Annotated in this window: 30 protein-coding genes and 3 pseudogenes; 9 read left to right on the plus strand and 24 right to left on the minus strand. The window is 63.0% G+C overall.

The features are described 5' to 3' along the window. Positions 1-125 (plus strand): annotated as a pseudogene (locus AAHF99_RS00005) (porin family protein); the annotation flags it as partial. Between the two features lie 101 nt (positions 126-226). Here the strand turns inward: AAHF99_RS00005 and AAHF99_RS00010 are convergent. Further along, complete coding sequence (locus AAHF99_RS00010; RefSeq protein ID WP_342162119.1) at positions 227-430, minus strand: hypothetical protein; 204 nt, start codon at positions 428-430, stop codon at positions 227-229. A 443-nt stretch (positions 431-873) separates the two neighbouring features. Between AAHF99_RS00010 and AAHF99_RS00015 the strand changes: the two genes are divergently transcribed. Both AAHF99_RS00015 and AAHF99_RS00020 read left to right on the plus strand, forming a co-directional pair. Next, positions 874-1,443, plus strand: a complete 570-nt coding sequence (locus tag AAHF99_RS00015; protein WP_342162120.1) for a peptidase S14 — start codon at positions 874-876, stop codon at positions 1,441-1,443. A 76-nt stretch (positions 1,444-1,519) separates the two neighbouring features. Beyond that, positions 1,520-1,978 carry a tellurite resistance TerB family protein gene (locus AAHF99_RS00020; protein WP_342162121.1) on the plus strand — a complete coding sequence of 153 codons (459 nt, stop codon included), beginning with the start codon at positions 1,520-1,522 and terminating at the stop codon, positions 1,976-1,978. On the opposite strand, the gene AAHF99_RS00025 is transcribed toward AAHF99_RS00020, so the two are convergent. From AAHF99_RS00025 to AAHF99_RS00035, 3 genes are all read right to left on the minus strand, one after another. Beyond that, positions 1,975-2,193 (minus strand): hypothetical protein, encoded by a 219-nt coding sequence (locus tag AAHF99_RS00025; RefSeq protein ID WP_342162122.1) that lies wholly within the window; start codon positions 2,191-2,193, stop codon positions 1,975-1,977. The genes AAHF99_RS00020 and AAHF99_RS00025 overlap by 4 nt on opposite strands. A gap of 301 nt (positions 2,194-2,494) precedes the next feature. Beyond that, positions 2,495-2,758, minus strand: coding sequence for a hypothetical protein (locus tag AAHF99_RS00030; protein ID WP_342162123.1), 264 nt, complete (start codon positions 2,756-2,758; stop codon positions 2,495-2,497). Positions 2,759-2,928: 170 nt separating this feature from the next. Next, positions 2,929-3,204, minus strand: coding sequence for a hypothetical protein (locus tag AAHF99_RS00035; protein WP_243956030.1), 276 nt, complete (start codon positions 3,202-3,204; stop codon positions 2,929-2,931). A gap of 317 nt (positions 3,205-3,521) precedes the next feature. Here AAHF99_RS00035 and AAHF99_RS00040 point away from each other — a divergent pair, with 317 nt between their 5' ends. Beyond that, positions 3,522-4,484, plus strand: a complete 963-nt coding sequence (locus AAHF99_RS00040) for a hypothetical protein (protein ID WP_342162124.1) — start codon at positions 3,522-3,524, stop codon at positions 4,482-4,484. 142 nt (positions 4,485-4,626) lie between these two features. Here AAHF99_RS00040 and AAHF99_RS00045 read toward each other — a convergent pair whose 3' ends face one another. The 4 genes from AAHF99_RS00045 to AAHF99_RS00060 all read right to left on the minus strand — a co-directional run bounded on the left by AAHF99_RS00045 (position 4,627) and on the right by AAHF99_RS00060 (position 8,133). Beyond that, positions 4,627-5,691, minus strand: a complete 1,065-nt coding sequence (locus tag AAHF99_RS00045) for a reverse transcriptase domain-containing protein (protein ID WP_342162125.1) — start codon at positions 5,689-5,691, stop codon at positions 4,627-4,629. 58 nt (positions 5,692-5,749) lie between these two features. Then, positions 5,750-6,259 carry a hypothetical protein gene (locus AAHF99_RS27265; RefSeq protein ID WP_342162126.1) on the minus strand — a complete coding sequence of 170 codons (510 nt, stop codon included), beginning with the start codon at positions 6,257-6,259 and terminating at the stop codon, positions 5,750-5,752. A 36-nt stretch (positions 6,260-6,295) separates the two neighbouring features. Beyond that, the gene (locus AAHF99_RS00055; protein ID WP_342162127.1) at positions 6,296-6,685 is read right to left on the minus strand and encodes a hypothetical protein; all 390 of its coding nucleotides are present in this window, start codon (positions 6,683-6,685) and stop codon (positions 6,296-6,298) included. 542 nt (positions 6,686-7,227) lie between these two features. Continuing rightward, positions 7,228-8,133 (minus strand): LysR substrate-binding domain-containing protein, encoded by a 906-nt coding sequence (locus AAHF99_RS00060; RefSeq protein WP_342162128.1) that lies wholly within the window; start codon positions 8,131-8,133, stop codon positions 7,228-7,230. Between the two features lie 99 nt (positions 8,134-8,232). Here AAHF99_RS00060 and AAHF99_RS00065 point away from each other — a divergent pair, with 99 nt between their 5' ends. Beyond that, positions 8,233-8,859 carry a LysE family translocator gene (locus AAHF99_RS00065; RefSeq protein WP_342162129.1) on the plus strand — a complete coding sequence of 209 codons (627 nt, stop codon included), beginning with the start codon at positions 8,233-8,235 and terminating at the stop codon, positions 8,857-8,859. A gap of 537 nt (positions 8,860-9,396) precedes the next feature. Here the strand turns inward: AAHF99_RS00065 and AAHF99_RS00070 are convergent. The 11 genes and pseudogenes from AAHF99_RS00070 to AAHF99_RS00120 all read right to left on the minus strand — a co-directional run bounded on the left by AAHF99_RS00070 (position 9,397) and on the right by AAHF99_RS00120 (position 19,461). Next, the gene (locus AAHF99_RS00070; protein ID WP_143012200.1) at positions 9,397-9,954 is read right to left on the minus strand and encodes an alpha/beta fold hydrolase; all 558 of its coding nucleotides are present in this window, start codon (positions 9,952-9,954) and stop codon (positions 9,397-9,399) included. Positions 9,955-9,995: 41 nt separating this feature from the next. After that, positions 9,996-11,336 carry an SDR family oxidoreductase gene (locus AAHF99_RS00075; protein ID WP_342111713.1) on the minus strand — a complete coding sequence of 447 codons (1,341 nt, stop codon included), beginning with the start codon at positions 11,334-11,336 and terminating at the stop codon, positions 9,996-9,998. A gap of 502 nt (positions 11,337-11,838) precedes the next feature. Beyond that, entirely contained in the window at positions 11,839-12,450 is a 612-nt protein-coding gene (locus AAHF99_RS00080) for a DUF892 family protein (protein WP_342162130.1), read from the minus strand. A 115-nt stretch (positions 12,451-12,565) separates the two neighbouring features. Then, positions 12,566-12,907, minus strand: a pseudogene (locus tag AAHF99_RS00085) (oxidoreductase). A 142-nt stretch (positions 12,908-13,049) separates the two neighbouring features. Beyond that, a pseudogene (locus AAHF99_RS00090) lies at positions 13,050-13,163 on the minus strand (alkene reductase); the annotation flags it as partial. A 104-nt stretch (positions 13,164-13,267) separates the two neighbouring features. Continuing rightward, complete coding sequence (locus tag AAHF99_RS00095; protein WP_091713657.1) at positions 13,268-14,089, minus strand: alpha/beta fold hydrolase; 822 nt, start codon at positions 14,087-14,089, stop codon at positions 13,268-13,270. Between the two features lie 106 nt (positions 14,090-14,195). Beyond that, positions 14,196-14,579: a hypothetical protein gene (locus AAHF99_RS00100; protein WP_342162131.1), complete on the minus strand. Its 384-nt coding sequence runs from the start codon at positions 14,577-14,579 to the stop codon at positions 14,196-14,198. A gap of 1,290 nt (positions 14,580-15,869) precedes the next feature. Then, entirely contained in the window at positions 15,870-16,610 is a 741-nt protein-coding gene (locus AAHF99_RS00105; RefSeq protein ID WP_091713658.1) for a phosphate/phosphite/phosphonate ABC transporter substrate-binding protein, read from the minus strand. 49 nt (positions 16,611-16,659) lie between these two features. Then, positions 16,660-17,022, minus strand: coding sequence for a hypothetical protein (locus AAHF99_RS00110; RefSeq protein ID WP_143012201.1), 363 nt, complete (start codon positions 17,020-17,022; stop codon positions 16,660-16,662). A 180-nt stretch (positions 17,023-17,202) separates the two neighbouring features. After that, on the minus strand, positions 17,203-18,309 hold the full coding sequence (locus AAHF99_RS00115; RefSeq protein ID WP_342162132.1) for a catalase family protein: 1,107 nt from the start codon (positions 18,307-18,309) through the stop codon (positions 17,203-17,205). 183 nt (positions 18,310-18,492) lie between these two features. Then, positions 18,493-19,461, minus strand: coding sequence for an AraC family transcriptional regulator (locus AAHF99_RS00120; protein ID WP_342162133.1), 969 nt, complete (start codon positions 19,459-19,461; stop codon positions 18,493-18,495). Positions 19,462-19,844: 383 nt separating this feature from the next. Here AAHF99_RS00120 and AAHF99_RS00125 point away from each other — a divergent pair, with 383 nt between their 5' ends. Next, positions 19,845-20,843 carry a thymidylate synthase gene (locus AAHF99_RS00125; RefSeq protein WP_342162134.1) on the plus strand — a complete coding sequence of 333 codons (999 nt, stop codon included), beginning with the start codon at positions 19,845-19,847 and terminating at the stop codon, positions 20,841-20,843. Next, positions 20,843-21,751, plus strand: a complete 909-nt coding sequence (locus tag AAHF99_RS00130) for an alpha-glutamyl/putrescinyl thymine pyrophosphorylase clade 3 protein (protein WP_342162135.1) — start codon at positions 20,843-20,845, stop codon at positions 21,749-21,751. Before AAHF99_RS00125 ends, AAHF99_RS00130 begins: the two co-directional genes overlap by 1 nt. Here AAHF99_RS00130 and AAHF99_RS00135 read toward each other — a convergent pair. From AAHF99_RS00135 to AAHF99_RS00145, 3 genes are all read right to left on the minus strand, one after another. Further along, positions 21,748-22,905: an ImmA/IrrE family metallo-endopeptidase gene (locus tag AAHF99_RS00135; protein ID WP_342162136.1), complete on the minus strand. Its 1,158-nt coding sequence runs from the start codon at positions 22,903-22,905 to the stop codon at positions 21,748-21,750. The two genes, AAHF99_RS00130 and AAHF99_RS00135, sit on opposite strands and share 4 nt — an antisense overlap. After that, the gene (locus AAHF99_RS00140; protein WP_342162137.1) at positions 22,854-23,180 is read right to left on the minus strand and encodes a hypothetical protein; all 327 of its coding nucleotides are present in this window, start codon (positions 23,178-23,180) and stop codon (positions 22,854-22,856) included. Before AAHF99_RS00140 ends, AAHF99_RS00135 begins: the two co-directional genes overlap by 52 nt. 757 nt (positions 23,181-23,937) lie before the next feature. Continuing rightward, the gene (locus AAHF99_RS00145; protein WP_342162138.1) at positions 23,938-24,276 is read right to left on the minus strand and encodes a hypothetical protein; all 339 of its coding nucleotides are present in this window, start codon (positions 24,274-24,276) and stop codon (positions 23,938-23,940) included. 341 nt (positions 24,277-24,617) lie between these two features. Between AAHF99_RS00145 and AAHF99_RS00150 the strand changes: the two genes are divergently transcribed. Beyond that, positions 24,618-24,821 (plus strand): hypothetical protein, encoded by a 204-nt coding sequence (locus tag AAHF99_RS00150; RefSeq protein WP_342162139.1) that lies wholly within the window; start codon positions 24,618-24,620, stop codon positions 24,819-24,821. 13 nt (positions 24,822-24,834) lie between these two features. On the opposite strand, the gene AAHF99_RS00155 is transcribed toward AAHF99_RS00150, so the two are convergent. Continuing rightward, complete coding sequence (locus tag AAHF99_RS00155; protein ID WP_342162140.1) at positions 24,835-25,017, minus strand: hypothetical protein; 183 nt, start codon at positions 25,015-25,017, stop codon at positions 24,835-24,837. Positions 25,018-25,101: 84 nt separating this feature from the next. After that, complete coding sequence (locus AAHF99_RS00160; RefSeq protein WP_342162141.1) at positions 25,102-25,467, minus strand: hypothetical protein; 366 nt, start codon at positions 25,465-25,467, stop codon at positions 25,102-25,104. 124 nt (positions 25,468-25,591) lie between these two features. Between AAHF99_RS00160 and AAHF99_RS00165 the strand changes: the two genes are divergently transcribed. Beyond that, a complete protein-coding gene (locus AAHF99_RS00165) occupies positions 25,592-25,960 on the plus strand; it encodes a hypothetical protein (protein ID WP_342162142.1) in 369 nt (122 codons plus the stop codon). Positions 25,961-25,963 lie beyond the last annotated feature (3 nt).

The following is a 25,963-nucleotide window of genomic DNA, read 5'->3' on the forward strand; positions in this document are numbered from 1 at the left end:
GCGGCGCCCTCGTCTCCACCACCACCCCCGGCGTCACCCTCGTCTCCGGCCCGGCCAACACCCGCCGCGACACCGAGTTCGCCGTCGTCCGCGCCGGCGTGAACTACAAGTTCGGCTCGTACTAAGATCTTTCGTTCGGATTTGGCCCCAGAGTCAGCCCGATCGAACTGATTTCATAGGCCAAGCAGCGCCCCAGGAGTGTCACAACTCCTGGGGCGTTTGTGCTTTACTCGGCCGCTTCGGCCTTGGCGTCGTCCTCATCCAGGATCACTTCGAGATCCCCGACGAGCGCGTCGAGCTGTTCGGGCGTGCCCTTCAGCTTCAGCTTGGTCCCGTCCTCGGCTTCGACCGCGATCTCGATGTGATCGCCGACCTTGGCGGCCATGGCCTGCTTCACGGTGTAGGTCGTCACGTCTGCCTTGTCGGCCATGCCTGTCTCCTTGATGGGCTTCAGGCAACGGGGCGGACGGGCCATGGTCGCTGCGGCAGAACCCCGCGCAGGCCGTTCGTTCGCGGGCGGCGGACGGCCCGACGCGCGGGCACCGGTGCGAAAATGCACCTGTCTGGCTCGATGATCGCGAAACGGCGCCCACACCCGCCTCGGCGGGCTTGTGTGGTGCAATGCAAAATCTTATAAATGCAGTGCAGGACAGCGATGGCGTCGCCGTCCTGCTGCCCTTCTTGGGCGTTTCCTCCCTAGACTTACAGCCGCTCCTCGTGGGCGGCTTTTTTCTTGTCCGGGACACCGGCCGTAGCCGAGAGCGCGCGGCCAGACAAGCAGGATTGCGCTACAAAAGCAGCGCGATGGCAATTTACTGCAGCGATCCGCCCTTATGCCGTGGATCGTCCCCCGCCAGCCGCGACGGTGACCCGATGACTCTCCCGATCCTCCCCGCCTCCGCCTTCAAGGCTCCGACGGTCCTGCTCTCAGGGGCCGTCGACTACGCGATGTACAAGGATTTCCGCCAGCAGTTCGAACCGGCCCACGAGCAGGACCTCGTCGTGATCGAGTTATCGACCCTCGGCGGCGATCCGGAGGTCGCCCGGATGATGGGCGAGGACGTGCGCTACCATAGCGAGATGAACCCGGAGAAGCGGTACGTCTTCCTCGGCAAGGCGGCGATCTACTCCGCCGGCACGACCTTCATGAGCTTCTTCGCGAAGTCCAACCGCTACCTGACGCGGGGGACGCGGTTGATGATCCACGAGCGCAAGATGGACAAGCACCTGCATGTCCAGGGGCCCCTCACCACCTGCGTGGCGGCGGTGAAGGCGACGCTGCACGAGATCGAGACGTCGATCGCCATCCAGAACGAGGGCTTCGCGAACCTGATCCTCGGCTCGTCCGTGACGATGGAGGAGGTCCTGCAGCGGGCGCCGGCCAATTGGTACCTGGAAGCGGAGGAGGCCCGGGGGCTCGGTCTAATCGAGGCGGTGCTCTGAGACCGGTCCTGCCCTCCGGCGGGGAACGAGCCTGTCGATTGCGTCATTGGCCCCAACCTGACGGAGGTTGTGGCGTATGAGCCTCGTGGCTGATTTTCTCACCCGTGTCGCCCGCGCGGTGACGGCCTATGCCGGCGACGAGACGCTGATGCAGGCCGCCGTGTCTGCTGCCGCCAACGTGATGGTGGCGGACGGCGAGGTGGCAAGCGAAGAATTCGAGACCGCTCTGACGGGTGTGCTGGCCAGCCCTATCCTCGAGAAGGGCTACGATGCCCTGATGGTGGAGGAAGCGCTCTACGAGGCCATAGGCCGGGCGCGCACGCGGGCCGGCCGGGCGGACAACCTCCGCCGCATCTCGGCGATGGCCGGCAGGCCGGGCGATCAGCGCGAGAGCGTGTTCCTTCTCGCGGCGGATGTCGCCGACCATGACGGCATCGCCGAGATCGAGCACGCCGCGCTCACGGAGATCGCGGCGGCTCTGATCGTCGACAGGGATCGCCTGCTCGACGCGGTGGCGGCCAAGCCGACACGTTAGCGGGCCGCGGCCTCAGCGACGACGCGCGACTTCGCCGGAGCGACCGGCACGAGGCGCGGCGTCGTGGTCAGTTCGGACGCCGGCCGCACCGAGGCGGTGACGCGCGCCTGATCGCGGTACAGCGTGGGGGTGAGGTTGATGCGCTCATCCGCCAGGGCTGGCCCCGCGAGAGCGACGGCGGCCAGAGCGGCGAGCGTGACGGTACGAACGGTCATTGTGATTGTCCCTCAGGTGCTTGGAGGCTGGTGCCTCCTGTCGAGGGGGAATGTGTACCGCGCCGCACCATCATTCAAACAAATGAGATCGATAGCCGAAATCGATGTTATCGATGCTCTCTGGCCGAGGAGCCCAAACAAAAAAGGCGGGGCTCTCGCCCCGCCGTCGATCCTTCGTGATCCCTCGTCACAGGGCCATCAGTACGCCGGCCGAGCCGACGACGGTCATCACAAGGCCACCGACGAAGATGGCCGCCATGGCGTAGGAGAACACTTTCAGCATCGCACTGTCCTTGTGAGCTTAGCAGCGGTTGCCGCCAGCGGTCTGGCCGTACTGCTTCACCGGGAAGTTCTGCTGATTGGCGTTGCCTTCAGCGGCCGAACTCATCGGACAGGTCGCGGGGTTGCGGTCGTACCGGCTCCCCGAGAAATCGAGCGAGCCTGTCGTCTCGACCTCGTAGGGGGTGAGACCGGTCCAGGTGGACCGCTCGAAGGCCATGGCCGACGCGATCGGAGCGACGCCAAGCACGAGCGCGGTGACGACGGCGGCGATACGGGTCTTCATGGCTTTTTCTAAACTCCTTTACGCAGATCAGTCCGAGTTATTCGGTCTATTTCTCCTTGCGTGATCCTAAGATGGTGCTTGTTTTGCCGGCATGACGTGCCTCCGCGCACGCGGCGCGGCGGATTAAGATTGCCGGAGATGTTTCGCGGATAGCGCCGGGCGCCGGGCGATCAGACGATGAGGCGAACCGCCATCCCGAGCAGCACAGCGGCCCCCAGGCAGCGTCGCCACGGGTTGACGCCACGGAGCACCTCGTCAGCCGCCCAGACCGCGAGTGCGATCCAGGACGCGAGTTCCGCCCAGCGCCCGATGGCGTTTGCCTCTCCGGCGATCCAGGCGACGGCCTGCGCGAGGCCGAACAGCCAGAGCGGAAGGTTCGGCCACTGGCCGATGACGATGCGCCCACTGGTGCGATCGCGGAAGAACCAGTCGAAGGCCGCGTTCAATGGCTGATCAATCGTGAATGCCGACCACCTGAAGGCCCGCGCAGGAAGCGCCAAGGCCTTTGGTGGAGCTGAGGGGAGGAGAACCCGCGAGATACAAGACATGTAAAATCAACATCTTAGGTCGGCTGCTCAGGCGACTGGTGTACCACAATTTTGTACCAGCGTGAGTTGCACCTGGGTGCAACTCCGCGGCCGCCATGTCACTTGGTCCGGATGCCGTGCTGATCGACATCGGCATCAGCAACACAGCTGTGGCTTAGCGAGCCCCGATGACTGAGGCGCCCACGAACACGGCTTTTGGACCAGCGAGGCCTCGCATGAGTTCCGACGAGCGAATCGTCTACGGATTAGAAGTACCACTGAGGCTCGTAGCTTCGCACGATATCGCCCAGCCCGGTTTCCAGTCCGCGCGCCGCGGCGAGTTCGTCCTCATGGATGCCTCGTCTCAAGATGCCTCCACGGAGATCGTCCTTCGCGACCTGACCATCCTCGGCGTGCTTCTCGTGAAGTTCGCCCTGCAGAGCCCAAACGGGGATACCCGGCTACTCCGGGTCGACTTCGATCGCGCTATGACCGAAGCGGACGCGTTCGTGTTCATTCAACGCTTCGCCGATGGCTGGTCGGCGACGCTCGCCGATGGCCAGCGCGATCCGTGGTACGGCAACCTTTACGTCGACATCCGTTGGGCGGGTGTGAAGACACTTACGGCTCAGAGCGGTGGTATTGAAGCCTCTATGCAGATGACCTCCATTGAGGGCGTCGCTGTTGCGCCGGCGCTTTTGTCCGCCTTGGAATGGTCGCCGCTCACCGACGTGTTCGTGGAGGGCATGAAAGCGTCGCAGCCGAAGTCGAAGTTCCTGTTCTGGTTCGTGATCCTGGAGGAACTGGAGAAGCGGAAGGAGTTCCTGACCCTGTTTACGCCGTTGTTCTCGGCCGAGGACAAGGCGCAGTTGCAGGACGCCATGCGCTCGAACAGTCCGGCGCTGCAGCGCCTGAACGGTCTGTTGAACAATCCTGCTACGACGCTGGAGGGCCGGGCGGCGAAGCTCGCCCACATCGTCGAAGCGATAGGCGGCTCCAGCATCGACGGTCTGAGCGGCCCGATCCTCGTGGACCAAGCGCGCTGCGCCGCCTTGATTGAGCAGCGAAACAAGGTCGCTCACAAAGGATCGAGCATCGACAGGGATCTACTCTACTCGGTGCTCTTCCCTCTCAGCCGCATCGCACTCAAGTACATTCTTGACCGGGATGCCGGCACTGCCAGCGAACCTCGACCCTGAGTTCCCGTTCACGCGGGATCGTTCAGACTGGTGGGAAGCGGACCTGATGAACGCTCAAGTTGGATCGCAAGCAGCCCCACGCGATTGACGCCGGGGTAGTGCCGAAAGCGTTTTGAACCTAGGTGCAAAATCTATATTCTGTTTAGAAATTCGTCTGACATTGCGGGACGAGATACCGAATATGCTCTCTGATATTACGATCGAACCGACGCACGCCCTTCCAGAGCGCGTGAGCAGCGCACCACCCGCTGATTATCCGATCGGCCCGGATTTTCCTTTCTTCTGAACTGATATCACCGCGGTCCCACAAAGCCTCTATCTTATGAAGTATGTCTTCCTCTCGGCCGTAACCAATCTCAATCCTGACGCGCCGACGAACCAGTCGCAGTACGTAGCCAAGTGCCGGTAGCCCATTCCTAATTCCCTGCGGGCCTGTCGAATGCACTCTCAGCAAGCCGGCAGGATGCGCCTCGAAGAGGCGCTCCAAGGTCTGTTGGTGCTGCCTTGCTCCGATCTCGTCAGGTGCTGAGACGAAGATGTTGTCGACGTATGCCTCAAAGGCGACGCCTTCGGGCACCTCTTTGAGAACACACGCCAGCACGTACTCTGCGATGATCGGAGACACGGCGGACCCCTGTGGAAGACCCTGCCGGCTTGTGGGGCATGTGCCCGCATGAATGTCTAATGCTATTAGATTGATTTGGTCCGCTGCACACACCGCCTGAGTGACCTCTGGTGGCAACGGTAGGTGCTCCTTCAGCCAATCAACCCTGATTGATCCGAAGCAGTTTTGTACATCTAACTCTACGGCGTACGTGTGCCTCCTTTCCTCTATGGTTTGCGCGAATTTCTGAATGGCTTTGTCTCGCCCGCCATTCAGTGCGTTCTGCTGGTGCAGGAGCTTGGGAAGGATCCAAGGCTTCAAGGCCCAGCTAACCAGGATCTGTCGAGCGCGGTTTTCGATACCGAAGGCGACTACATAACGATGGCCACCGCGCGGTTTTGGTATAGAGCGGATCGTCGCTTTTTCACTCGATGAGCTCCACAGGTTGAGCGTCTGGGCCAGCTCAAACAGCTGATCCTTAGGAAGCCGCGCGACAGGCTGAAGGCGACGATTAGCAGCTTCCACAGCTGCGAGCTTGGCATGAAATGAGTTGAGCAGTCGGATTATCAAACCCCTAACGCGGCGCTCATCATTACCTGCCATTGCTGTCCGTATCCGCCGTACTAATTTCGCGACAGTCCGACGCGCCCGTTTCGGCAAATTAGCCGGAGCGCAAGTCAGAGCGGTCGTCGAACTCGTAGGCTGGATAGTCATCTTTGCTTCCCCTGTAGGCTCGGTACTCGCTGCTTGGGGAAGCAAAAGCGGAGCACCGAGCCATCAATTCGGCGGCCAAACCGAATTGATGCAGAAATTCTGCATTGGTGAGTCTATCTTCATAAACTTTATTGTCAACAACAGAATTTTGCACCTGGGTGCAAAGCTGAAGGGTTGTTTTGCCGGGGTCTATTTCAGGACCGAGACCCGAACGTGCAGATGATGGCTGTGCTCTCTGACGAAGGTAATTGCCGGCAACGCACAATTTAGCTTTTTCTGACGAGTTGCACACCGCGCAGAAATCCATCAGACTTATCTGAGCGACGCCGAGCGTGGGAAGCGAAACCCGAGCATCCTCGTTTAAAGCCGCATCGCGGCAGCCCTTTCCGTGGATGTTGGAGAGCTTTTTAAAAGGCGCTGACTTCCTATTGCCAAAGCGGTTTGCACCCAGGTGCAAAGTTCAGTCCCGTGCAGCCGCAGGCAGCGTCGTAATTTAGTGATGTGCTTGAGGAGCACGGTACTTCGCCGGTAGCATCGGGTGCGAACCGCCGAACCCGATGTGCTTCATGCCGAACTCGGGGATGATAAGCCCAAGGTGGTGGAGTAGCCACGCGGAGATGTAGCCGCGGTGGCACCAGTCCGGTCCGCCTGCGCGCTCGTAGCAGCAAAGCACGGGGATCTTGCCGCCGGCCGCCTTATCGATAGCCGCGACGACCTGCATGGGACCGAGCTTGGCGAGCTGCCCGACATAGAGCGAGCGGTAGGTCTCGGTGTCGGCGGTCTTGAACCAGGGGCCGGGATTGAGCGAGAGGATGTTCGGTGCGCTGATCACCCCCCGTGGCGTGCCGCGAGAAACGCCAATCTTGATATGGTCGTCAGGCAAGCGTGTGAACCAACTCGAAGTCAGCCTGGGATCGAAGTCATCTGGTTGGCATAGATCATCTTGAGCCGGTGACGATCTCGCGTCCAGGTCAGGAATCCACCAAAACTGGGCATTAAAAGAAGTGCGGAACAAAGGCGTCTATGCGATTTTCACATCAATGATATCAGCGACTTATGCAACTACTGGCTCCCGTGAAAGAGGCGCGGATTTGGGCGGCATTTGCAGCAACGGGCTTGAATGAGATCCGCAACCGTTTGCAGCTCACTGTGTCCACACGGCACTGAGTATTGATGGCTTGAGCGCCGCGTTGTCCTTGGCGCTCGTCTAAGGCCGTCCGCAGCATCAAAGCTTGCACCTGGGTGCAAACCTGCTCGGTCAGTCTGCGGCCTGGACCTCAGTGCTTCTGGTCGGCTCCCGACCCAACCCAGCCGCCGGGAACGCCATTTGCGTTTCTATAAAGCGGTCATTCGCCGGCCACCCCGCAAGCTCGGCTCTGGGTGGAAACCAGCCCCTCGCCGATCGGGCTGAAGCCGACGTTCCGTCTACGACCCAGCCCCGCAGTTCGGTTCGATCAATTCGAGGACCGAGTCGATCAGTGGGTTGTGATGCGCGGTGGACCAGACCAACGCGGTGACAACGATCTCGACCCGCTCCTTCAATGGTCGGAAGACGACGCTCGATGGAGCAAGCCTCTCGGACCTTGACGGGACGAGGGCGATCCCCTGACCGCATCCCACAAACGCAATCTGCGATGTGACGGAGCGGACTTCATGCAGGATGCGAGGCGAGAAACCTCCATCCTGGCAGGCCGCCATCACCTTGTCGAAGTAGACCGGGCTCGAACGGCGCGCGAACATCGCGAAGTCCTCCTGCGCCAGCATGGCGAGAGGGACCTCGGCCATGGTCGTCAGACGGTGTCCCTCGGAAAGGACCACCGCAAGCCTGTCCTGCGCCACCGGCCGCGACTGGATCGTCGGACCGAGCACCCCTTCAAGCCGAGCGAAGGCAAGATCGATGTCGCCAGCCTCAAGGGCCGGGACCGCCTCAACGCTGTCGATCTCCCTGATCGCCACAGTCAGGCCGGGATGCGTAGTTCGCAGAGAAGCGACCAGGGGCGGGATGTCCTCGACCAGCGCCGCGTTGATGGCGCCGATGGTCACTGTCCCGGTCCGACCAGCCACCGCCTCCCGTACCGCGAGTTCCAACCGTCCCGCCTGATCGACGAACTTGCGCACGGCCGGGAGGATTGCGGTGCCCGCCGCTGTGAGCCGAACTCCACGACGGTCGCGCACGAACAACGCCGTCCCGAGGGCCTGTTCCAAAGCCTTGATCTGCTCGGTCAGCGGTGGTTGTGACATCCCGAGCCGCTGGGCCGCACGTCCAAAGTGGCGCTCCTCCGCGACGGCCAGGAACAGCCAGAGGTGCCGAAGCAGGCGGAAGTTGACCATTGACGATAGGCTCAGCGGATCACAGGCATCCGTTCTTCGTATTTTACCTATGAAAGCGGCGGTGAGAAGAAGCGCTGAACGCGCCCTTTCCGAGGCTCCATGCCCGATACATCCACCCTAACGGCCTACCTCATCGTCATCTTGGGCTTGGCCGTAACGCCGGGACCGAACATGATCTACCTGATCTCCCGCTCCATCGCGCAGGGGCGCACGGCCGGGATCGTATCGCTAGGTGGAAGCGCGCTCGGCTTCATCGTCTACATGGGGTGCGCCGCCTTCGGGATCACTGCGCTTCTGACGGCCGTTCCGATGGCCTACGAGGCTCTGCGCATCGCCGGAGCGGCCTACCTGATGTTCTTAGCTTTCCAGGCGGTCCGGCCCGGCGGGCGCTCGCCCTTTCAGATCAATGCGCTGCCGAGCAGTAGGCACGGCAAGGTCCTAGCGATGGGGTTCCTGACAACGATCCTGAACCCGAAGGCTGCGCTCATCTATCTCGCACTGCTGCCGCAGTTCGTTGTCCCAGGACACGGCAGCATCCTTTCGCAGACCCTCGTTCTGGGATCGATGCACATCGCCCTGAACCTCGCCCTGGGCATCGTCATCGCCAGCACGGCCGGAACTATGGCTACCGGATTGGCGAAGCGGCCCTCCTGGCTTCTGCTGCAACGTTGGCTCATGGGCGGCTTGCTTACGGCGTTCTCCGTTAAAATGCTGTCGGAGGCTTAAGAACGGTTGCCGGTAATCAGACCTTCCGAGGGTCAGCAAAGGGTCGTGAGCGGTCCCCGTGGCTATGTCCGCTTAATGCAACTGCTGACCAGAAGCGGAACGGCGAAAAACCACCCCATGCGGTCCTACGGCTTGCGACCCAACCAAGACGCCGGGACTGCTGATTGCGCTTCTCCAAAGCGGTCGCTTGTAAGCCGTCGCGCAACTTCGGCTGGAGTTAAAGAGCGGACGCTGACCCTTCGCCGTGAAGCGGACGTTCCGTAACCGACGTGTAGATGACCGCGGCTCAGGTTTGCGACAAGCACTTTCAAGGTGCATCCCCGCCGACCGTCTCAAGGATTACGCGCGCCGTTTCGACAGGCTGATCCCAATGCGGGAAGTGGCCGCAGCGATTAAACCGATGCAGCCGAGCCGACGGAAAAGCTACCCGAGCGTGGGCAGCCTGGCGCGGCAGCAGCAGCTGGTCGTGGCGGCCCCATCCTAAGGTGACCCGGCCAGGGTGTCTGCTGGCCCTGCCGCAACGGCCCGCGTGCCAACTCACACAGCATCGCATCGAACACCGGTGTGGCCGCTAGGCTCTGCAGCTCCTCTACGACAAGCTACGGTGGCAGCACCCACGGACGGGCCGACAGTTGGGCTAGCAGCAGCGTGCGGGTGACGGCGTGGCGCGACAGGCCAGGATGGAATGGCCGGAGCAACCGCACCAGGCGTATCGACGCCGCGAGCGTCCAGTGAAACCAGCGTGTTTCCCACCCACACCAGAAACCACCGGGATCGAGCGCCACGCAGTGCCGACCGATGCCCCGCCGCGCCAACTCCAGCACCAGCCGGCCCCCCCACCGAAGTACCGACAAGGTCCGCTGTCGTCAGACATTGCGACTTCACAAAGCTGGCGAGGGCGTCCGCATGGGCCTCAACTGTCTGCGGGCCCGCGAGTTGGGCCGATCGGCCATGTCCCGGCAGGTCAACCAAGATCAGTTCGCGCGAGCCTCGCAAGGCGGTCAAGAGCGAATCCCAGGTGCGCAGATTGGCCCCCAGCCCATGGACCATCAGCAGGGTCCGGCCCATGCCCTGGCGTTCAAACTGCAGGGACATAACGGTATGCTAAAACAGAGTCCGATGGGTTATGACGTCGGTCAAACCGGTTTGCTCAGCAGGACGTCGAGCTTGTCGAGACGCGCCGGCGCCTTGAGAAGAGCGTTCGAACGTTTCATCAGGATCTCTGCTCCCTCACCTGTCAGGTGCGCCTCGCGGCCGGCCTCGTCGGGGAAGACTTCGAAGATGCCGAAAGTGGAGTGGCTGAGCCGGACACCGTACCACGGCGCGGTCGCCCGCTCCCGTCGGACACAAGTGAGGATGTCCCGGAGCAGGGTCTCAACCTCCGCCTCATGTCCGGCCTTGGCCTCGAGATGGATATGCAGCGCCTTGGCCGTGGTGCTCCCCGCCGATCCGGTTATGTTCACTGGACGGTGCGGCAACGCTTTTACGATCGCCCCGAGCACCAGCCCGGCGCCGACGACGGCTGCATTTGTCAGCAACGGGTTGAGCGCCGCTTTGGTGTAAAGGCTCGTCTCGAGAACGCGACCCTCATAATTGCCGCGCTCGCTTAACATCTCGGTCGCCTCATCCAGTCCGCTGCGGTCACGGCTGCGCTGCAGTGGACGACCACTCGGCGTATCCGGGATGATCTTCGCGTTCATGCCTCGATCGGTCAGGCTGGGCGCTAGATGCGCGACCTCCGCCATCACCTTGGCGCCGCCGCCGACATAGACGTCGCGCACCGGCTTCTCGGCAGCCGAGAGGATAGCCTCGGCCACGACACCGGGTGCGTAGACCGGCGGCACATGGTGCGGCTCGCTGTCGAGGTAGTTCTTGGCATTGACCGTGAACGGCGTGTCGATCTGTCCGGGCTTGATCAGCGTCACCGAGACCGGCGCGCCCTCATTCTGCAACTCCATGCGTAGCGCGTCGGTGAAACCCTTCACCGCGTGTTTCGATGCGGAGTACATCCCCTGAAGCGGCACTGCCCGTTCCGATACCTCGCTGCCGACGTTGATCAGCGCGCCGCCGTGCTTCTTGAGGTGCTTTACCGCCTCCAGCGAGCCATAGACCTCGCCCCAGAAGTTGGTTTCGAACAGTTTGCGCATGTCTGCAAGGGAGACCTCCTCCAAGCGTCCGTACAGGCCAATGCCGGCGTTGTTCACCCAAGTGTCGAAGCCGCCAAACGTCGTGCGCGCCTCTTCGGCGATACGGGTCAGATCCTCCGGTTTACAGACATCGGCCACCACGACGTGTGCCCGTCCGCCCTTGCTTTTGATTTCGTCAGCGAGTTGCTGGAGCGCACCGTCGCTGCGTGCAGCCAAGATGACGCGAGCGCCGCGATCGGCGGCCATGCGTGCGGTTGCGAGGCCGATGCCGGAGGAGGCACCAGTGATGACGACGGTCTGCTCGGCGAGAGGCTTCAGGGTCGGCGTCATGTAAATCCTTGCGCGGTCTGGATGATCCGATCCAGCATGCTTATCCCGTCATTTTGGGAAGCCGGCTGCAACATGGATCAGAGGAACGACCGGCCCCTCACTGATGCGGTGATTTGGTCGGTAATCCATCTGAGCTTCTGCCGCGTCCTGTCGCGTCGTCGACGCATCTGCTGAGGACCTTGCCTGGTTCTTTGGAGCGGAGGCTCCCTACACTGTCGCCGCGATGTTCATGCCCCAGCTCTCGTAAGCGTTCGAGATCGCGGGTGAGCGCGAGGATGGCGTCCGCTTTCAACCTTTGTGCACCAGGAGCGAACCAGCTCCATTCCACCCCGAGCCACCGTTCCGCACCCGACCCAACTCGGCCGCCCACGATTTTTTTGCGCCTCCATAAAGTTGACGTTCGACCTTGCGCCCGTCTCAGTCATTTGAGGCACATTCGTTCGTCCCCATAAGCAGACGACGGCAGACCCGGCGTGGGAGTTGCACCTCGTCCGCCCGCCTTTCAACGTCGCTTGGATCGCTCCGCTTCCAAGAGTGCGACCGCGGCCAGCACACCGCCAAACGCCAGCCCGAGCGTAAGGCCGGGGTGCATGGCCGCCGTGGTGGTGAGCGCGGTCTCGCCCGGATAGCGGGTCGAAGTGCGGCGTGCCAGCAGGTGATCGTAAAGTTGCGTGAAGGCGCGGTCGATCGCGCGGGTCTCAACGAGCGTGCGGTCTAAGAGCTTGACTGCTTTGGCGTGTCCGAGCGCCTGTGCGGCGCTACGCAGCGTGCCATACCGGGCGATGTAGAAATGCGCCGCAACTTGACCGTACTCGATGTTGATGAGGTCGCGGTCGGCGGCATTCCCGTGCTTGGCTATTTCCGCTTCGTTGAGATCGCAGATGCCCTGCATGGCGAGATCGTTTCTGGGGTCGGGCCTGACGCCGATTGAGGCAAAGACCTTATCCAACCGCTTTAGCTGAACGATGTTCTGCTTCGATCCAGCCTCCAGCATCTGTTTCAGCTTCGGCAGCGTAGCCGTCTTGTCGTTGCGCTTTGCCTGCGCCGCTCCCTGCCGATGCGCTCCGTGGAGCAGATGTAACCCATCCTCGAAAAGTCGCCGGTTCCCTTGCATTGTTCGACACCTCGTATGCGCGTTCTTGGGCGCAAAATCTGTTTGGCAGTTCTAACCGCCCTAGTCGTTCGGTCGATGCGAGCGACAGCCGGATGCCGGCGCGGCTCCCGCCGTCTCAGGCCTCGGTCACCGCGCGGACCACTTCGAGCGGAAAGCGGAGACGATTCGCGAGCGAGCAACCGTAACGATCGGTTCGCCTGTTGGTTGAGTCTCGTACGAACTACTCCAGCAAGTAGTTGTCGGCCGAGTGGATCTCGACCCCGTCGAAGCCGGCGCGCCTGGCGTTCACGGCCGCGCGTCGGCAATCCTTGACGATGCCGGGGATCTCGTCGGTTTCTAACGCCCGTAGGGTGACGTGGAGCTTCATCCCCTCCATCGTGAAGGCAGTCCCCTCCGGCTTCACCGCCGAGGCCGAAACCGGGAGCCCGCTCCCCGCCTGAAGGTCGGAATGGGATATCCGGCCGGTGTGCTAGAGCTGGAGGAAAATGCATCCGCCGTTGGCGTGGACCGTCGAGACGACGCGCGTTCAGGCCTCTACTTGATACATCCGACCAGATCCCCGGCGTGTAGGCGTAGCCTACGGCCTGGGGCGAGATGTTGGTTGCCAGGGAGACGATCAGGCCGGCGCTGGCGCGTTGACCGTAATAGTCGGCGGCGAAGTCCGGCGGCACGCCTGCGGTCGAAGACCGACTGCGGGTCAGCAGCGCCTTCACGATGCGGTTCTAGAGGGTCAGGTCGCCGATGGTGACGAGCTGAAGGATCGGGCTCGATGTGATGGCTCCTCGGATCATGATAGCGATGGCGAGCGGACCGAGGGTCAGCCCCTCAGGAATGCCACGAGATCGCCGTTCAGCCGCTCGGCATGGGTAAACGGGATCGCGTGAGGGGCGCCTTCGTAGACCACGAGCTTGGCGCTGGGGATCGCAGCTGCGTTAGCCTTGCCCGACACGTCGATCGGCACGGTCTGGTCGGCGTCGCCGTGGATGACGAGGGTCGGCACGTGGAACGCGCTCATGTCAGCGCGGAAATCAGTCTCTCCAAAGGCGGTCACGCTAGCGATCGTCGCCTTTGGCGAAGCGAGCATCGCAAGGTTGCCGGTCCATTGGATCAGGTCGGATGAGACCGGCGACGAGAGCATCCCGACCCCGAAGAAGGTCTTGGCGAAGGTCGCCATGAAGCTCGGGCGGTCCTTCTTCAATCCATCGATCATACCCGTGAACACAGACGGATCCACGCCCTTGGGATTGTCGGCGGTCTTGAGCATGTACGGCGTCACCGCCGAGACCAGCGCCGCCCGGGTGACCCGGGCGCCGCCGTGTCGGCTCATGTAGCGGGCGATCTCGCCTCCACCCATCGAGAAGCCGATGAGAGCGACGTCCTGCAGGTCGAGGGCGTCAAGCACCGCCTTCAGGTCATCGGCGAAGGTATCGTAGTCGTAGCCACCCCAGGTCTGATCCGAACGGCCGAAGCCGCGACGGTCGTAGGCGATAGTGCGCAATCCCGCCTCGGTGAGCGCCGGCTGCTGAAACTCCCACATGTCCGCATCGAGCGGCCAACCGTGGATCAGCACGACCGGCCGACCGCTGCCCCAATCCTTGTAGAAGAGTTGCGCTCCATCCTTAGCCGCGAGGAAGGGCATGCCGGTATCTCCGATCGGTCGTGATGTCGGGCGGGGAAGGCCCACTGGGCAGCGACGGTTCCCATGCGGTGTACGTGGGGATTCAGGCGCCCTACCTGGCGGAAGGCTAGGGCCTGACACCTGGATGCATCATGGTCAGGTTGCGACCGGGTTCGTCGGCAATCTGAAGCATGGCTGCCCCTGCCGCGATGAAACCAGCCATCGCCCTCACATCAGAAGGCTGCTTCGGATCACGCGAGATCGCGTCAGTCTCTCGCTGCAGGCGGACGTTGCAAGCGCGAGACGGCATCCTGCCGTTCGGCGTGCAGGCGTCGTGCCGGGCGCAGGCTGCGTCAAGGGCGTCAATTGGCGGAAATGGGGCGTTGTTGCCAGGGCCGCAGTAGTTGCCATGGATCAGCATTTTCGGCTCACCCATAGCACCGGGTTCGGCCAGGACCGGTGTCGCGATGCTTATGGCGAGAAGAAACGGTACGACGGTTCTGCAAAGCATGGTTTCATATCCCGAGGCGAGCACGCCCCCTCAGACGGCTGGTATTGGGCGCTGCTTGACAGCATCCCGGAAATAGAACTGATCACCGAACAGCGGGTTTCGGTACGAGCTATGCATCGCATCGGGCTAGGTGTGACGCGAACAAACTCTATACGTGGGAAGAGATAGGCACGGGTCGACGATAGCTAATTGCCAAAGCTGTGAAGGGCAGAGGAGCCCCGCCACCCATTTTGCGACGGATGGCGGGGTGAGATGCTATCAGCGACCCATGGTGCCCGAAGAGCCACCCGTTCCGTTGCCCATCGAGCCGGAACTCCCGGCCGAGCCGGTTCCCATTGAGCCGGAGTTGCCCGTCCCCATGCGGCCACCCGTGCCGGTCCCGTCGTTCATCTGACCGCCTGTGCTCATGCTGGTGCCGGATCCGCCACCTGCACCCATCGAACCGCCCGTTCCCATAGAGCCGCCGCTCATGCCGGTGCCCCCACCAGTGCCTGCACCACCAACTCCACCACCTGCCGCACCGCCCTGTGCGAGAGCAAAGCTAGCGCTTCCAAGAAGCACAGTCACAGCGATCAAAGGCATGCGAAAATTTCTGACGTTCATCTCAAACTCCCTGTGTCATTCGCGGAGATCCTTGGGAGGATCTTGAACGGCAAACCGCGTCACCGAGGAGATGTTCCTGCCTATAATCGCCTTTCGCTCGTAATATTTTGTCTACTTTTTCAAAATTTACATAGATTATAATCCGTGGTTGCCCTGCGATAGGACGTAATCTCCGAGTGTGTGCGTTCATTTTATAGTGAGCGACTATTCCACCGGCGGCGGCCATCTCCATATGCATCTCCATGCTCAGCTGGAACAGCATGCCCCCAACTGGCATATCTCACGATCATAGTGAACTGCTTATCGCGTTCCCCCGTGTTCGCGACGATGTGTTCGGCAAGCAATCGGGTGCCATACCTTTTGGTCGCACCAAGATCGCCCAACAGGACATCAACGCCGTCCGGCCTTATGCGTCGGCTGTACACGAGGTCGAAGAAGTAACGCTTGGCCATACCTATGAGTCCGGATGCTAAAATATTCGCTGAGGGAGTGTCCGCTTTCGGGCTGCCAGCGTTGACGGTTGGATGGCGGCAATGGGCGCGATCCAGCCGAGCGGCTTGGAGCCCCCCAACGTCGCAGCCGAAGCACCTATCGTTCAGATCTCCGTGCCTTCCGCCAGGACGAGCGCGTCTTTGACGTCGACCCCGAGGCAGCGCCTACGACGAATTCGAGACATCGCTCGCTAGGTCAGGTGTTGGCCGGGAGCTTGCCAAGTTCGTGGAAGAAGTGATGCACGTCGGCGTAGAGGAACGGCTTGAAGCAGCCGTAGACCCCCGACCAAGGCGGCACCCAATCCACTAGGGCATCGGTCAGCGCCGACAGGAGTGCGGGGTCGAGGCCGCGCCGGGCGACGATGACGGCTGGCTTGGCGTCTTCGTAGCGATCGATGACCTTCGTCGTGTCGGCGTTGCCGGGCGTCGTGCGCCAGACGTCCTCCGGCACCATGGTGGCGCGCACCTCGCCCGCGGTCACGGCGTCGACCTGCCCCTGCCACGCCTCGACCGGCCGGCCGTCGAAGAAATCTGCGAACCGGATGCCATGGGCGTGCAGCATCACGATCGGTGGGAAGTAGCTCGACGTGCAGGAACTGTTGATGAAGCCGTAACTCGCCCCCCTCAAGTCCATCAGACCCTCGGCCGGGTCGTCCTTGCGCACCACGAGGACGCTGGGCAGGTCGGTGCTGCCGGTGAACTTCGAGGTGGGCATGACGAAGCCGCGGTAGTGGCGGTCCCCCCGGCGCAGGGCGCGCTGCCAGTCGGCCGAGGGGATGTAGGCAAGGTCGGGTTCGTGCCCCGCGACCCTGCGGCCGATCAGCGGCAGATCGGTCGAGCCGTCCACCGCGACGTCGAACCCCCGCAGCACCGCCGCCACGGCCTCGTCGTCCGTGTCGATCGGCAGGTTGGTGTCGATGAGGAACCGGTAACCCATGCGTGCGCCTCGCTCGTGGGGGCCGTGTGGATGGTGTGGAGGAACGCGCTCAGTACGCCCCGGACTGCAGCGCGCCGCCGCCGGGCGCGATCGCTTCAAGACCCAGCGCCCTTAGCCGGGTGCGAATCAGCGGCGCCTTCACGATGCGGTTCTTGAGGGTCAGGTCGCCGATGGTAACGGGCTGCAGGGTCGGGCTCAACGTCATGGTTCCTCGGATCATGCTGGCGATGGCGAGCGGAGTGTGGGTCAGCCCTACAGGAAGGTGATGAGATCCCGGTTCAGCCGCTCGGCATGGGTGTCCGTCCCGCGCGGCCGCCGTCGAGAGGTAGAGCACGTTGCCGACCCGGCGCGCTGGCACGTAGGCGCCGACCGGCTGTGGTTTCATAACAGGTCGACCGAGGATCTCGACCAAGCGTGCGTCGCGTGATGGTTCTGCGGCGCGCAGCGCGGCGATCGCAATCAGCTCGCTGGTCAGTCCTGTGATGAAGGCCCACCTCGATCCCGGGCATGCACGCATATCGGTAACCGCCTAAGTGCGACCGCGCGGAGGGATGCGAAATCGAAGCCGGCTCCAGCCGCCGAAAGAACTCGATCAGTCAGGCAACACCATCGCCTCCCGCGGCTCGGCGATGGTGCGACCGTTCCGCTCGGCGCGGAAGCGCTTGCCCATCTCGTAGGCCTGCTTGCGCGAGCGCATGATGCCGCCGAGGGGCCGGTGCGCGGCGAGCCCGTGCCATGGGCTGAACGACAAGCCGTCGTCGACCGCGCTCGACCGGGCCTCGCTCCAGGCTATCTGCGGCTTCACCCGGATCCGCGCCACGGTCTGATACAGGCTCTTGCTCTCGGGCCAGACCGTGGCGGCGTTCTCGACCGGCATTTCGTCAAGGTCGGTGCAAAGCTGCGCCCTGACCTCCCAGACTCCCCCATTCGCGCGGAAGAACTCGACGACCGCCTCGCGTATGGCGTTCGGGCCTCCGTCCTTCGCCAGGGGCTTGTCGGTCAAGGCCGTCAGTTCGGGTGCGACCGGCACCACGGACAACTTGGCGACGTAGTCGCCGAAGCGCACGGGCACCTGACTGTAGAAGGTCTCGCCAAGGATGTTGGTCTCGGGCTGGCCGCCCATCGTGGCGACGGTGGCGTTGGGTCCACCGGTGGTCGCGACGATGATCTCCTGCACGCCGCGCATGGCGCCCGAGACGACCTTCTTGAACCCCTCCGCCTTGTCGGTCGTGGCCGCGAGCAGCTTCAGCGTGGCGAGGAAGGCCTTCGGCGTCGGCGCACCGAAGGCGGGTCCGTTGACCAGCACGAGGTCCTGGGTGACGTCCCCTTCGGAGCCCTCCAGCCGCTCACCCTCGACACCGATGATCTTCACGGCGAGGCCGCGAGGGGTCGAGACGCTGTCGTCGCTGATGTCGCCGGGGATGGTCGAGAGCCGCATGATCACGGGATAGGTCGCCGGTTTTGAAAACAGGCCCTGTGCCAGCATGGGCGGAAGCCCCGAGGCCACCTCAAGCTCGCCCTCAAGGAAGCCGTGGCTCTTGGCGTGGACGCTGCGGATCGCGTGGCCGCCGTCCGCCAGGGTCTTTTCGCTGACCGAGCGCATCGTCTCCATCAGGCCCTGCGCCGTCTCAGCCTCATCATCGGCGACGGTTTCGATGTCTGGACTGTAGCGAAGGTAGAAGGCACTCGCGTCGATCATGATAATTCCTCGGGGCGGGAGCAATTGCACGACCGAGGACCGGTCACCGTTTGTCGACGCCCACTGAACGTTGCCAAGACAATGCGACTTCGACAGTTCCAGGGGCTCGGTCTCGTCGAACGCTCGCGGACGTGATCCGAACGATGGAGCACCGAGACGGGGCCACTCGACGTCTTGACGGGATCAGGTCGGTTCTGTGGGAGGCTCGCTCTCAATGCGCTCCGGCTCGCCTTCGTCCATTCCGCCCACCAGACGAAATTGGCTCGGCGCGGCCCCGAACTCTACCTCAAACGCCTTGCTGAACGCGCTCCGGCTCGCGTAGCCCACGGTTGCGGCGATGACCTTCACCGGCAAGTCGGTGCCGCTGAGGAGACGGGAGGCAATGCGGAGGCGAACCCTCTGGACGAACTCCATCGGGCCTTGTCCGAAGGCCGTGGCGAACCCTTCCGCGAAGCTGGTCCGGCCCATGCTCGCGAGGGCCGCCAAGCTGTCGACGGAGTAACGCGCACCCGGCTGTTCGAGGATCGCCAGGACGGCGCGGGCGAGCTTCGGGTTCTGCAATGCCGCCAGGATCGGGGATGTGAAGTCGCTCGCCACCAGTTGCCGGCGCAGGAGGAGGATGAGACACTGCTTCATCAGCACCTCCGTCATCGCCTGTGTCGCGAGATTGGGGCTCACGACCTCGGCGAGCATGAGCTCGAAGGCGTAACGTAGCACCGGATCCGAGGGAAAGGTCTCCACCATAGGGGCTTGGAACAACTCGAACAGACCCATCGCACCGGTGTGGGTGTCGGCGATCTGGCCGCATACGAAAAGCGCGTCGGGGCTCCCGTCACCCGCCGTGAAGGAGATCAACCCGTCACCGTGAAGGACGCAGTGATCCTCGGCGCGGACCTCACCGATGCAATCCTCGGCAGCGCCAAGGCTGTGCGAATGTCGTGCCGGCACGACGATGATAGTGTGCGGCGCGAAGGACCGCCACGGTCCGTGCCCGACCCGGAGGCTCCCGGTTCCACGCAGCACGTAATGGACGGTGATCGCCTCGAACGGACTGAACCCCAGGCGCCACCCGCGCTGTATCGTGCAGACGGAGAACGAGCGCAGCCGCACCGCGAGCGTGACGAGAAGGCGGTCGAGAATATCGGCTTCCATGGTGGCAGACTATGCGTCATCGAGGTCGAAAGCCCCAGTGATTTCGAGCAGACGGGGGCGGTGAAGCTGATACGCTGCTTTCAATCCTTAGCGGGCCCGACGACGATGTCCGCTTCCATGGATCGCCGCCCCGAAGCGGACTGACGGCAATCCACCCAACTCAGTCATGTCAGTTGGTCCTATAGGGGATCACTCTGCAGCTCAGGCAACTAGCTCTCAAGTCGGATAGCCAGCGTCCGCCAATGCTACCGGCAGGCGCATCGGCTTCGGCTCGCTCAACGCTCGCTTGCGCGAACCGTCGAGCGAGCCGATATCCGGCACCTTGTCCGCCGTGGATCGATCCCGGAGTGGTTGCGCGTTCGATGGAGATATGCGGCGACAGCTTGGATGAGATCCTGATCGACCTGTACCAATCCCTATTGGGATCAGGCCGTCCCAACACCGGCTCCCGCGGCTCTACTTATGAGGTCTTGGGAGCCGCGATCCGGCTCCGGAAGCCTCGGGCGCGCCTCAGCCGGTCCGAAAACCGAGGGAAGCCTTTCAGCGCGCTCGCCGAATTCCTTTGGTATCTCTCAGGCTCTGGCGATCTGGAGTTCATCCGGCCTTACATCCCGGACTATGTGGAGGAGGCAGTCGACGGGAAGATCCCAGGTGCCTATGGCCCCCGCATCTTCTCCATGCGGTCCGGCATCGACCAACTCGACAACGTCACGAAGCTCCTCGAATGGAAGCCGACGTCTAAGCGCGCCATCATACAGCTTTTCAATGCGGAGGACATCAATCTCGATTACGCTGCCGCGCGGAGCGAAGGCTTCATCTACCGCGAGGTGCCTTGCACCGTCAGCCTGCAATTCCACCTGCGGGAAGGGCTGCTGCACCTGTCGGCCAACATGCGGTCCAACGACGCCTACAAGGGGCTTCCGCACGACGTGTTCTGCTTCACCATGATTCAGGAGATGATGGCGAGGCGCCTAGGCGTCGAACCGGGCGAGTACCTCCACTACGCGGGCAGCATGCATATTTACGAGACGGATCTCGACAAGGTCCGCGGCTACGTCTCGGAAGGGCATCAGAAGATGGTCGAGATGCAGCCGATGCCCCCGGGCGACGCGTTCGGGCTCGCAGAGACCCTCGTCGCGGCGGAGGGCAGAATCCGCGCTGGTGAACCCCGCTCTGCGGCCGAGGTGACCCTCGCCCCCTATTGGGCAGACTTACTCCGTCTCCTGGAGGCGTTCTGGGCCTCGGGCGACGAGACCAAGCTCGATGCGCTCAAAGCGGACATCACGCCGGCCTTTCGGATATTCGTCGACAGCCGTCGCGACAAGCCGAGGCGTTGTCCCATGCCTCGCCAAGTGCAGTTCGTCAGGGGGAGGAGGCTCTGATGTGGCCGAGCTGGACCCCAGAACACGCCCGTCTGACTTCCGCCCTCCAGACGCATGCGGGCCCGCTGCCAGGCTTGGCGGATCCCCGTGCCCTCGACGTCCTGGCATGGCAGTTCGTAGCGAGCCTTCGGCGCGAAAGCTACTATAGACAGGTTCAGGCGAAGTCGATCTCCGCGAATCGAGCCGACCCGAATAACAGGAGCTTCGACGCCGAACGGGCGGTCGCGTACCATGTCCGTCAGGGCGACCTGGACGAGGCAGGTTGGCTCATTTTCCTCATGACCCATTTCGCGCGGCCAGCCGACAGCGGCTGGCGACGCTTGCAAGACGTGTACGGCCGCCTCGGCACAGGCAGATGGGATTGGGTTACGGTGAGCGCGGATCCCGGGGCGTTCACAGCGTGGCTTGCCGCGAACTGGATGTCGGTCGGCGGCAAGTTCGGCAACCATAGGAAGTACGAGAGCCTTAGACCCGACTCGAACCGGCCGATATCCGCGGTCGTCGCAGCCTATGTGCGCTGGATCGGACCAGTCGGGCACGCCCGGTTCTATGCCGACGTCGTAAGGCGAACAGGCAACGACCCGCACGCCATCTACGATGCCCTCTATCGAGACCTGCGTGTTCCGACCTTCGGCAGACTCGCGAAATTCGACTACCTGTCCCTGATCGGCCGGTATGGCATCGCCCCTATCGCGGCGGGCTCGGCCTACCTCCAGGGTGCCACCGGCCCGGCAAACGGGGCCCGCCTGCTACTAGACGGCCGGCGGGACGGCCCTTCGTCGATCCAAGAGCTGCAGGCGGGCCTCGATGCCCTGGACAAGGACATCGGCGTCGGTATGGCGGTTATGGAGGACGCGCTCTGCAATTGGCAGAAAAGCCCGACGAGGTTCATTCACTTCAAGGGCTAGGCCAGCGCCGGATTAATCTCGTCCCAGGTCCAGGTCCGCCTCAGCTTGTTGAGCCGACTGTGCGGGATCAGGCCGCTGTGCTGCATCTGTCCCACCGTAAGTCCCGGGGCGACCCGCAGCTCGCGGCTGAACCGGATGACCGGCTCGTGGTCAGGCCGGAGGCTCGCAAGTTCCTGTCGCCGGTCCGGCGGGATGATGTGATCGGCCGCGAACGCATTCGCCTCGCGTTCGGGCCCGTCCTCGTCCGCGCCCTCCTCGTCGACGAAGGTCCGCCCCCCGTGCAGGAGTAGGTGGCCGACCTCATGGAGCAGCGTGAACCAGAAATGGTCGTCCGAGCGGTGCCGGAAGCTCGCTAGGACCATGGCCTTGGTCGGGGACAGCATCCGCGCCGCGCCGCTCGCTCGGCAGCCCTCAGGCGCCCGCACGATAGCGAGCGCGACGCCGAACCGGGCCAGCAGCGCCCTCAGCCGGGGGAGAAAGCGAACGGGCTGGCCGATCCGGCTGAGCTCGACGATCTCGCCGATCGCTGCACGCAGCCCGTCGGGATCCCATGCGTCCGTCGAAACCAACGCGGCCTCGACCTCGCCCTGCCGCAGCCACATGGCGGTAGCGCCCGGATTCACCTCGAACGCGGCGGATTCACGAAATTGGGTCTCGCAGCGCAAGGCCCCATAGCGGCGGGACCATGCCTCCGCGCCATTGACGTCGAAGAATACGAGCCTCCGCTCTACGGCGGCGCGGCGGCTGTCGTCGCCCGTTCGCTCGCGGATGACCGGTCCGGCCGAAGCCGGGACCGGGACCCTTGCCAGCCACGCGTCGCCGTCGGTTGCCAGCACCGCGTCGACCACGCGGCCGAGACAGGCCTCGTACAATCCCTGCCGGCGCAACCAGAACGTAGTGGTGCCGCCCACGCTGGCCGCGAGGCCTCCCGCGACAGCCTCGTCGATCGCAACGTCACCTGTCAGCAGGCCACGGAGCGTGGCGAGGCCGCCCGGCAACTCCCGCGCGACGTCGGCGGGGGCCAACCGCTTGCGCTGCATCATCGCCAGCATCGAATCGGCGGGCTTCGAAAACCAGTCGCGGTCGAAGGCAGGCTCGTTCATCATGGGCGCGGCGGCAAGGCCGTCAGCTTGAGATATTTGACGGTCGACCAATCGGGGCTCCCGTCGGGATGCTTCTGGTAGCGCGAGCCGACCGGCACGAAGACCGCATGACGCTCTGGTCCGACGGTCACCTCGATTTCGTCGCTCTGGGAGACTCTAGCACCGTCCACCGCAAGTTCCAGGAACTCATTGGCGGTATCCAAAGCCTCGATGTCTGACAGGATCGTGAGGAGCGAGCGCGCATCGGCCAACCCAAGCTCGCGCTCGGCGGCGTCTTGTGTGGCGCACAACGTGCGCAGGGCAGCGGTTTCGAACGAGACGATCACGTCAGGTTGATGTGAGCCAGAAGGGCGGGTCCGAGGCGATCGTCGGGATCCGGCACGCGGATCGAAAGGGTATCTGACCTAGGATTGACGGTAGGAGCATGCCCGGTTCTCACCGGCGGGACAAGGTCGTCCGTTCGCCCCCGGCCGCTTTCGGATCCGCTTCGACGGCGACGTCCTTCGCGCACAGCTCGCTGCCAACCCTGCAAACGTGCCGATCTGCGAGCAGGCTGGTTCGATCATCGCCCGGATGGAGCGCGGGGAGAAAGTCACAGCCGACGGCATCCATCCCGCGTTGCGCCCGCTGTTCCAACCCGAGGTGTAGAGTTTCTTAATCAGCCTATTCGCGCTCGATCCCACCAAGCTCATCGCCGCCTATGACGGTCCGGCGCTATTCCATCAGGGCCTTCGCAACATTCAGGTCAATCACACAGACGCGGAACGGTTACATCAGGCTAGACCAGATACCGAGATCGTCTTGCTGTCGGATACCAATCATATCCTCAAAGCGGTGACGTCGGATGACAGAGCCGCAAACGTGACGACTTATCAGGATTCGAACCTCCCGCTCGCCCCTGGCGCCATCAACGCTCTCGCCCCCCTTCGTGAACCAGACGAGAAACCCTCGCTGAAGGCCCCCGGTCGCAGTAGTGACGTTCGCTTCGATGTGGCTGTCACTCGATAGCAGATGGGCAGCAACCCACCCTGTGCGGACCCAGGAGTGGCGGGCTGCGCTCCAGGTTGAACCTGGGTTCAATCGTCAGGCAGCAACGGGTAAGCGGTACTGCGGTGGCAGGAGGGGGTGCGACCCCGAAAAACCCTGCCCCTCGCAGCCCAGCTCCTCAACAACCAGACCGAGATGTTCGCAGAGCCAGACGGAGATCAGCGCGCGATGGCAGAAGTCTCCCTGGTTCGGCTTTTCCCAGCAGCATAGCACAGGGATCCGGCCAGCGGCCAACTGGTCGATCCGCTCGACAATCGCCATCGGATCGAGGCGAGCCAGCCCTTCAGCGTAGAGCGGAATGTACTGATCGACGGTCGCGGTGCGGAAGTAGCTGGCGCCCGGTGCGAGTTCTCGGATCTGCGGAAGGTCTCGCATGCCGCGTGGAGTTGACCTCGCTATCGAGATCCGCAAGTGGCCTGCTGGAAGCGGACCGAAGAAGCAGCCGGTAAGCATATACCACCTTGAGCCGGTCTCGGCGGCTCGTCTAGGCCAGAAATCGACCAGATCTGCGAAAACCAAAAAACGCTGAGACCACGTACGTTCGCTTTCTCAGATTCAACGGTGGCAGTCATTTATCCAATACTTGCGCCCTGGTTAAGCGAACCCTGTTTGTATGCTCTGGGGAACACACTCTATTGTGGGCTCATCATCACTGCTGTGGAGGTGTGCTCGTGTTCGATGATCTCAGATAGGCTGTAGGGAAGGGGGAAGATGCTATGGAGCAAACAGACAAAGTGGCGGGGGCGCTGATCAAGGCATCTCGTACCTTCGACACGGTGGCGGGGATGGCCGACGTTGCCGTGGCGCTGCGCGCGGTGGCCCATGAGCTGGGGACGCATCAGCACGAGATGCAGTCGGCCCTTGCGACGCTGCACGCTTCTCTGGACCGGGACCGGAACGCGGCTTCGCTCCAGCACTAGGCCGCTGTGCGCCTCATTCGTAGCGCGTCGTCGGTAGGATTTTGCCGAAGGCGTCTACTCTGGTCTCGATCTGCCCCCAACGGATGCCGTCGAGCCATTCGCCGTTGGCTGCTTTCCCTAGGGCCGGGACTTGGCGCCACCGCGTACCGAGCTGGCCGCCGTAGACGATGCTTCCGACGAGGTAGACGCTACCCACCCTGGCACTGTTCGGGATCTTGGATCGGCACTCGATAGGTATGCTGCCACCAACCGGGATGACCCTTCGCGCGATCTGTTCGCCTCAGAACCACGCGAGGTTGATGAGGCCCGGCCGCGTCACCGATGCGACCGTAGGAGCCAAATTGCTGTCGTCCGCGAGAGCGAACTCGGCCCGATCCAGCATGGCGACCTTGCTGCCCACATTCGTCAGCTTCAGGCTGACGGAGATGTACGCCTCACCGGCACGCACGATGTCCGGGTTGCTCTTGGCACTGAGCTGAAGGAACGGGTGGTCGCTCTCGATCAGGGCTTCCTGCGCGATGTCGCCCTGCCGCTTCGCCTGGACGTAGGCACCTCCGGCGAACCCGGCCGCAGCCAGGGTCGCAATCAGCGTGACGGCCCCAACTACGCGCTCGTACCGGCGCTGCGTGGTCTCTTCGTCGGCCAACATCTGTCCCCCGACCCGCTTTGGCTCAATACTGGGGCACAGCCGCAATCTGCATCAAGGTAGGCTGGTCGGGGGCACCGTGAGCACAAGCGATCCGATGGGAGACAAGCCGAAGGATAAGGGAATGGTGGACCCGGATAACGCCATTCGCATCCTTGCTCCGCTTGCCTTCAAGGCCGCAGACAAGTTTTTCAAATTCGTCACCTGGGCGTTCGCTATTGCTGCGCTCCAGTTCGCCGTGAAAGCGACGGGAAGCACGCCGCTGAAGTGGGTTTCGTCCCTCGCGACGCAGATCTACGTCACAGCCCTATTGCTACAAGCATTCTATGTCGCGATGCGCCACCCTTCTACGCTCGGCATGCCTGAGAGCTGGCACGGTGTATCTCAGATCGTCCAGATCATTGCAGGTTTCACCCTCGTCCTGGCATTGAGTTCGCCTGCATTCTACCTCGATCAGATGTTCGACGCTTTGGCGCAGGCTCGGCCCAAATAGGCA

Origin of the sequence: Methylobacterium litchii, from assembly GCF_038442315.1 — a bacterium.
Lineage (GTDB): Bacteria > Pseudomonadota > Alphaproteobacteria > Rhizobiales > Beijerinckiaceae > Methylobacterium > Methylobacterium litchii.

Bases quoted from the DNA above. Each gene is read 5' to 3' on its own strand.
- AAHF99_RS00010 (WP_342162119.1), bottom strand. From the start codon at position 430: ATGGCCGACAAGGCAGACGTGACGACCTACACCGTGAAGCAGGCCATG.
- AAHF99_RS00015 (WP_342162120.1), top strand. From the start codon at position 874: ATGACTCTCCCGATCCTCCCCGCCTCCGCCTTCAAGGCTCCGACGGTC.
- AAHF99_RS00020 (WP_342162121.1), top strand. From the start codon at position 1,520: ATGAGCCTCGTGGCTGATTTTCTCACCCGTGTCGCCCGCGCGGTGACG.
- AAHF99_RS00025 (WP_342162122.1), bottom strand. From the start codon at position 2,193: ATGACCGTTCGTACCGTCACGCTCGCCGCTCTGGCCGCCGTCGCTCTC.
- AAHF99_RS00030 (WP_342162123.1), bottom strand. From the start codon at position 2,758: ATGAAGACCCGTATCGCCGCCGTCGTCACCGCGCTCGTGCTTGGCGTC.
- AAHF99_RS00040 (WP_342162124.1), top strand. From the start codon at position 3,522: ATGAGTTCCGACGAGCGAATCGTCTACGGATTAGAAGTACCACTGAGG.
- AAHF99_RS00045 (WP_342162125.1), bottom strand. From the start codon at position 5,691: ATGGCAGGTAATGATGAGCGCCGCGTTAGGGGTTTGATAATCCGACTG.
- AAHF99_RS00060 (WP_342162128.1), bottom strand. From the start codon at position 8,133: ATGGTCAACTTCCGCCTGCTTCGGCACCTCTGGCTGTTCCTGGCCGTC.
- AAHF99_RS00065 (WP_342162129.1), top strand. From the start codon at position 8,233: ATGCCCGATACATCCACCCTAACGGCCTACCTCATCGTCATCTTGGGC.
- AAHF99_RS00070 (WP_143012200.1), bottom strand. From the start codon at position 9,954: ATGTCCCTGCAGTTTGAACGCCAGGGCATGGGCCGGACCCTGCTGATG.
- AAHF99_RS00075 (WP_342111713.1), bottom strand. From the start codon at position 11,336: ATGACGCCGACCCTGAAGCCTCTCGCCGAGCAGACCGTCGTCATCACT.
- AAHF99_RS00080 (WP_342162130.1), bottom strand. From the start codon at position 12,450: ATGCAAGGGAACCGGCGACTTTTCGAGGATGGGTTACATCTGCTCCAC.
- AAHF99_RS00095 (WP_091713657.1), bottom strand. From the start codon at position 14,089: ATGCCCTTCCTCGCGGCTAAGGATGGAGCGCAACTCTTCTACAAGGAT.
- AAHF99_RS00100 (WP_342162131.1), bottom strand. From the start codon at position 14,579: ATGCTTTGCAGAACCGTCGTACCGTTTCTTCTCGCCATAAGCATCGCG.
- AAHF99_RS00105 (WP_091713658.1), bottom strand. From the start codon at position 16,610: ATGGGTTACCGGTTCCTCATCGACACCAACCTGCCGATCGACACGGAC.
- AAHF99_RS00115 (WP_342162132.1), bottom strand. From the start codon at position 18,309: ATGATCGACGCGAGTGCCTTCTACCTTCGCTACAGTCCAGACATCGAA.
- AAHF99_RS00120 (WP_342162133.1), bottom strand. From the start codon at position 19,461: ATGGAAGCCGATATTCTCGACCGCCTTCTCGTCACGCTCGCGGTGCGG.
- AAHF99_RS00130 (WP_342162135.1), top strand. From the start codon at position 20,843: ATGTGGCCGAGCTGGACCCCAGAACACGCCCGTCTGACTTCCGCCCTC.
- AAHF99_RS00145 (WP_342162138.1), bottom strand. From the start codon at position 24,276: ATGCGAGACCTTCCGCAGATCCGAGAACTCGCACCGGGCGCCAGCTAC.
- AAHF99_RS00150 (WP_342162139.1), top strand. From the start codon at position 24,618: ATGGAGCAAACAGACAAAGTGGCGGGGGCGCTGATCAAGGCATCTCGT.
- AAHF99_RS00165 (WP_342162142.1), top strand. From the start codon at position 25,592: ATGGTGGACCCGGATAACGCCATTCGCATCCTTGCTCCGCTTGCCTTC.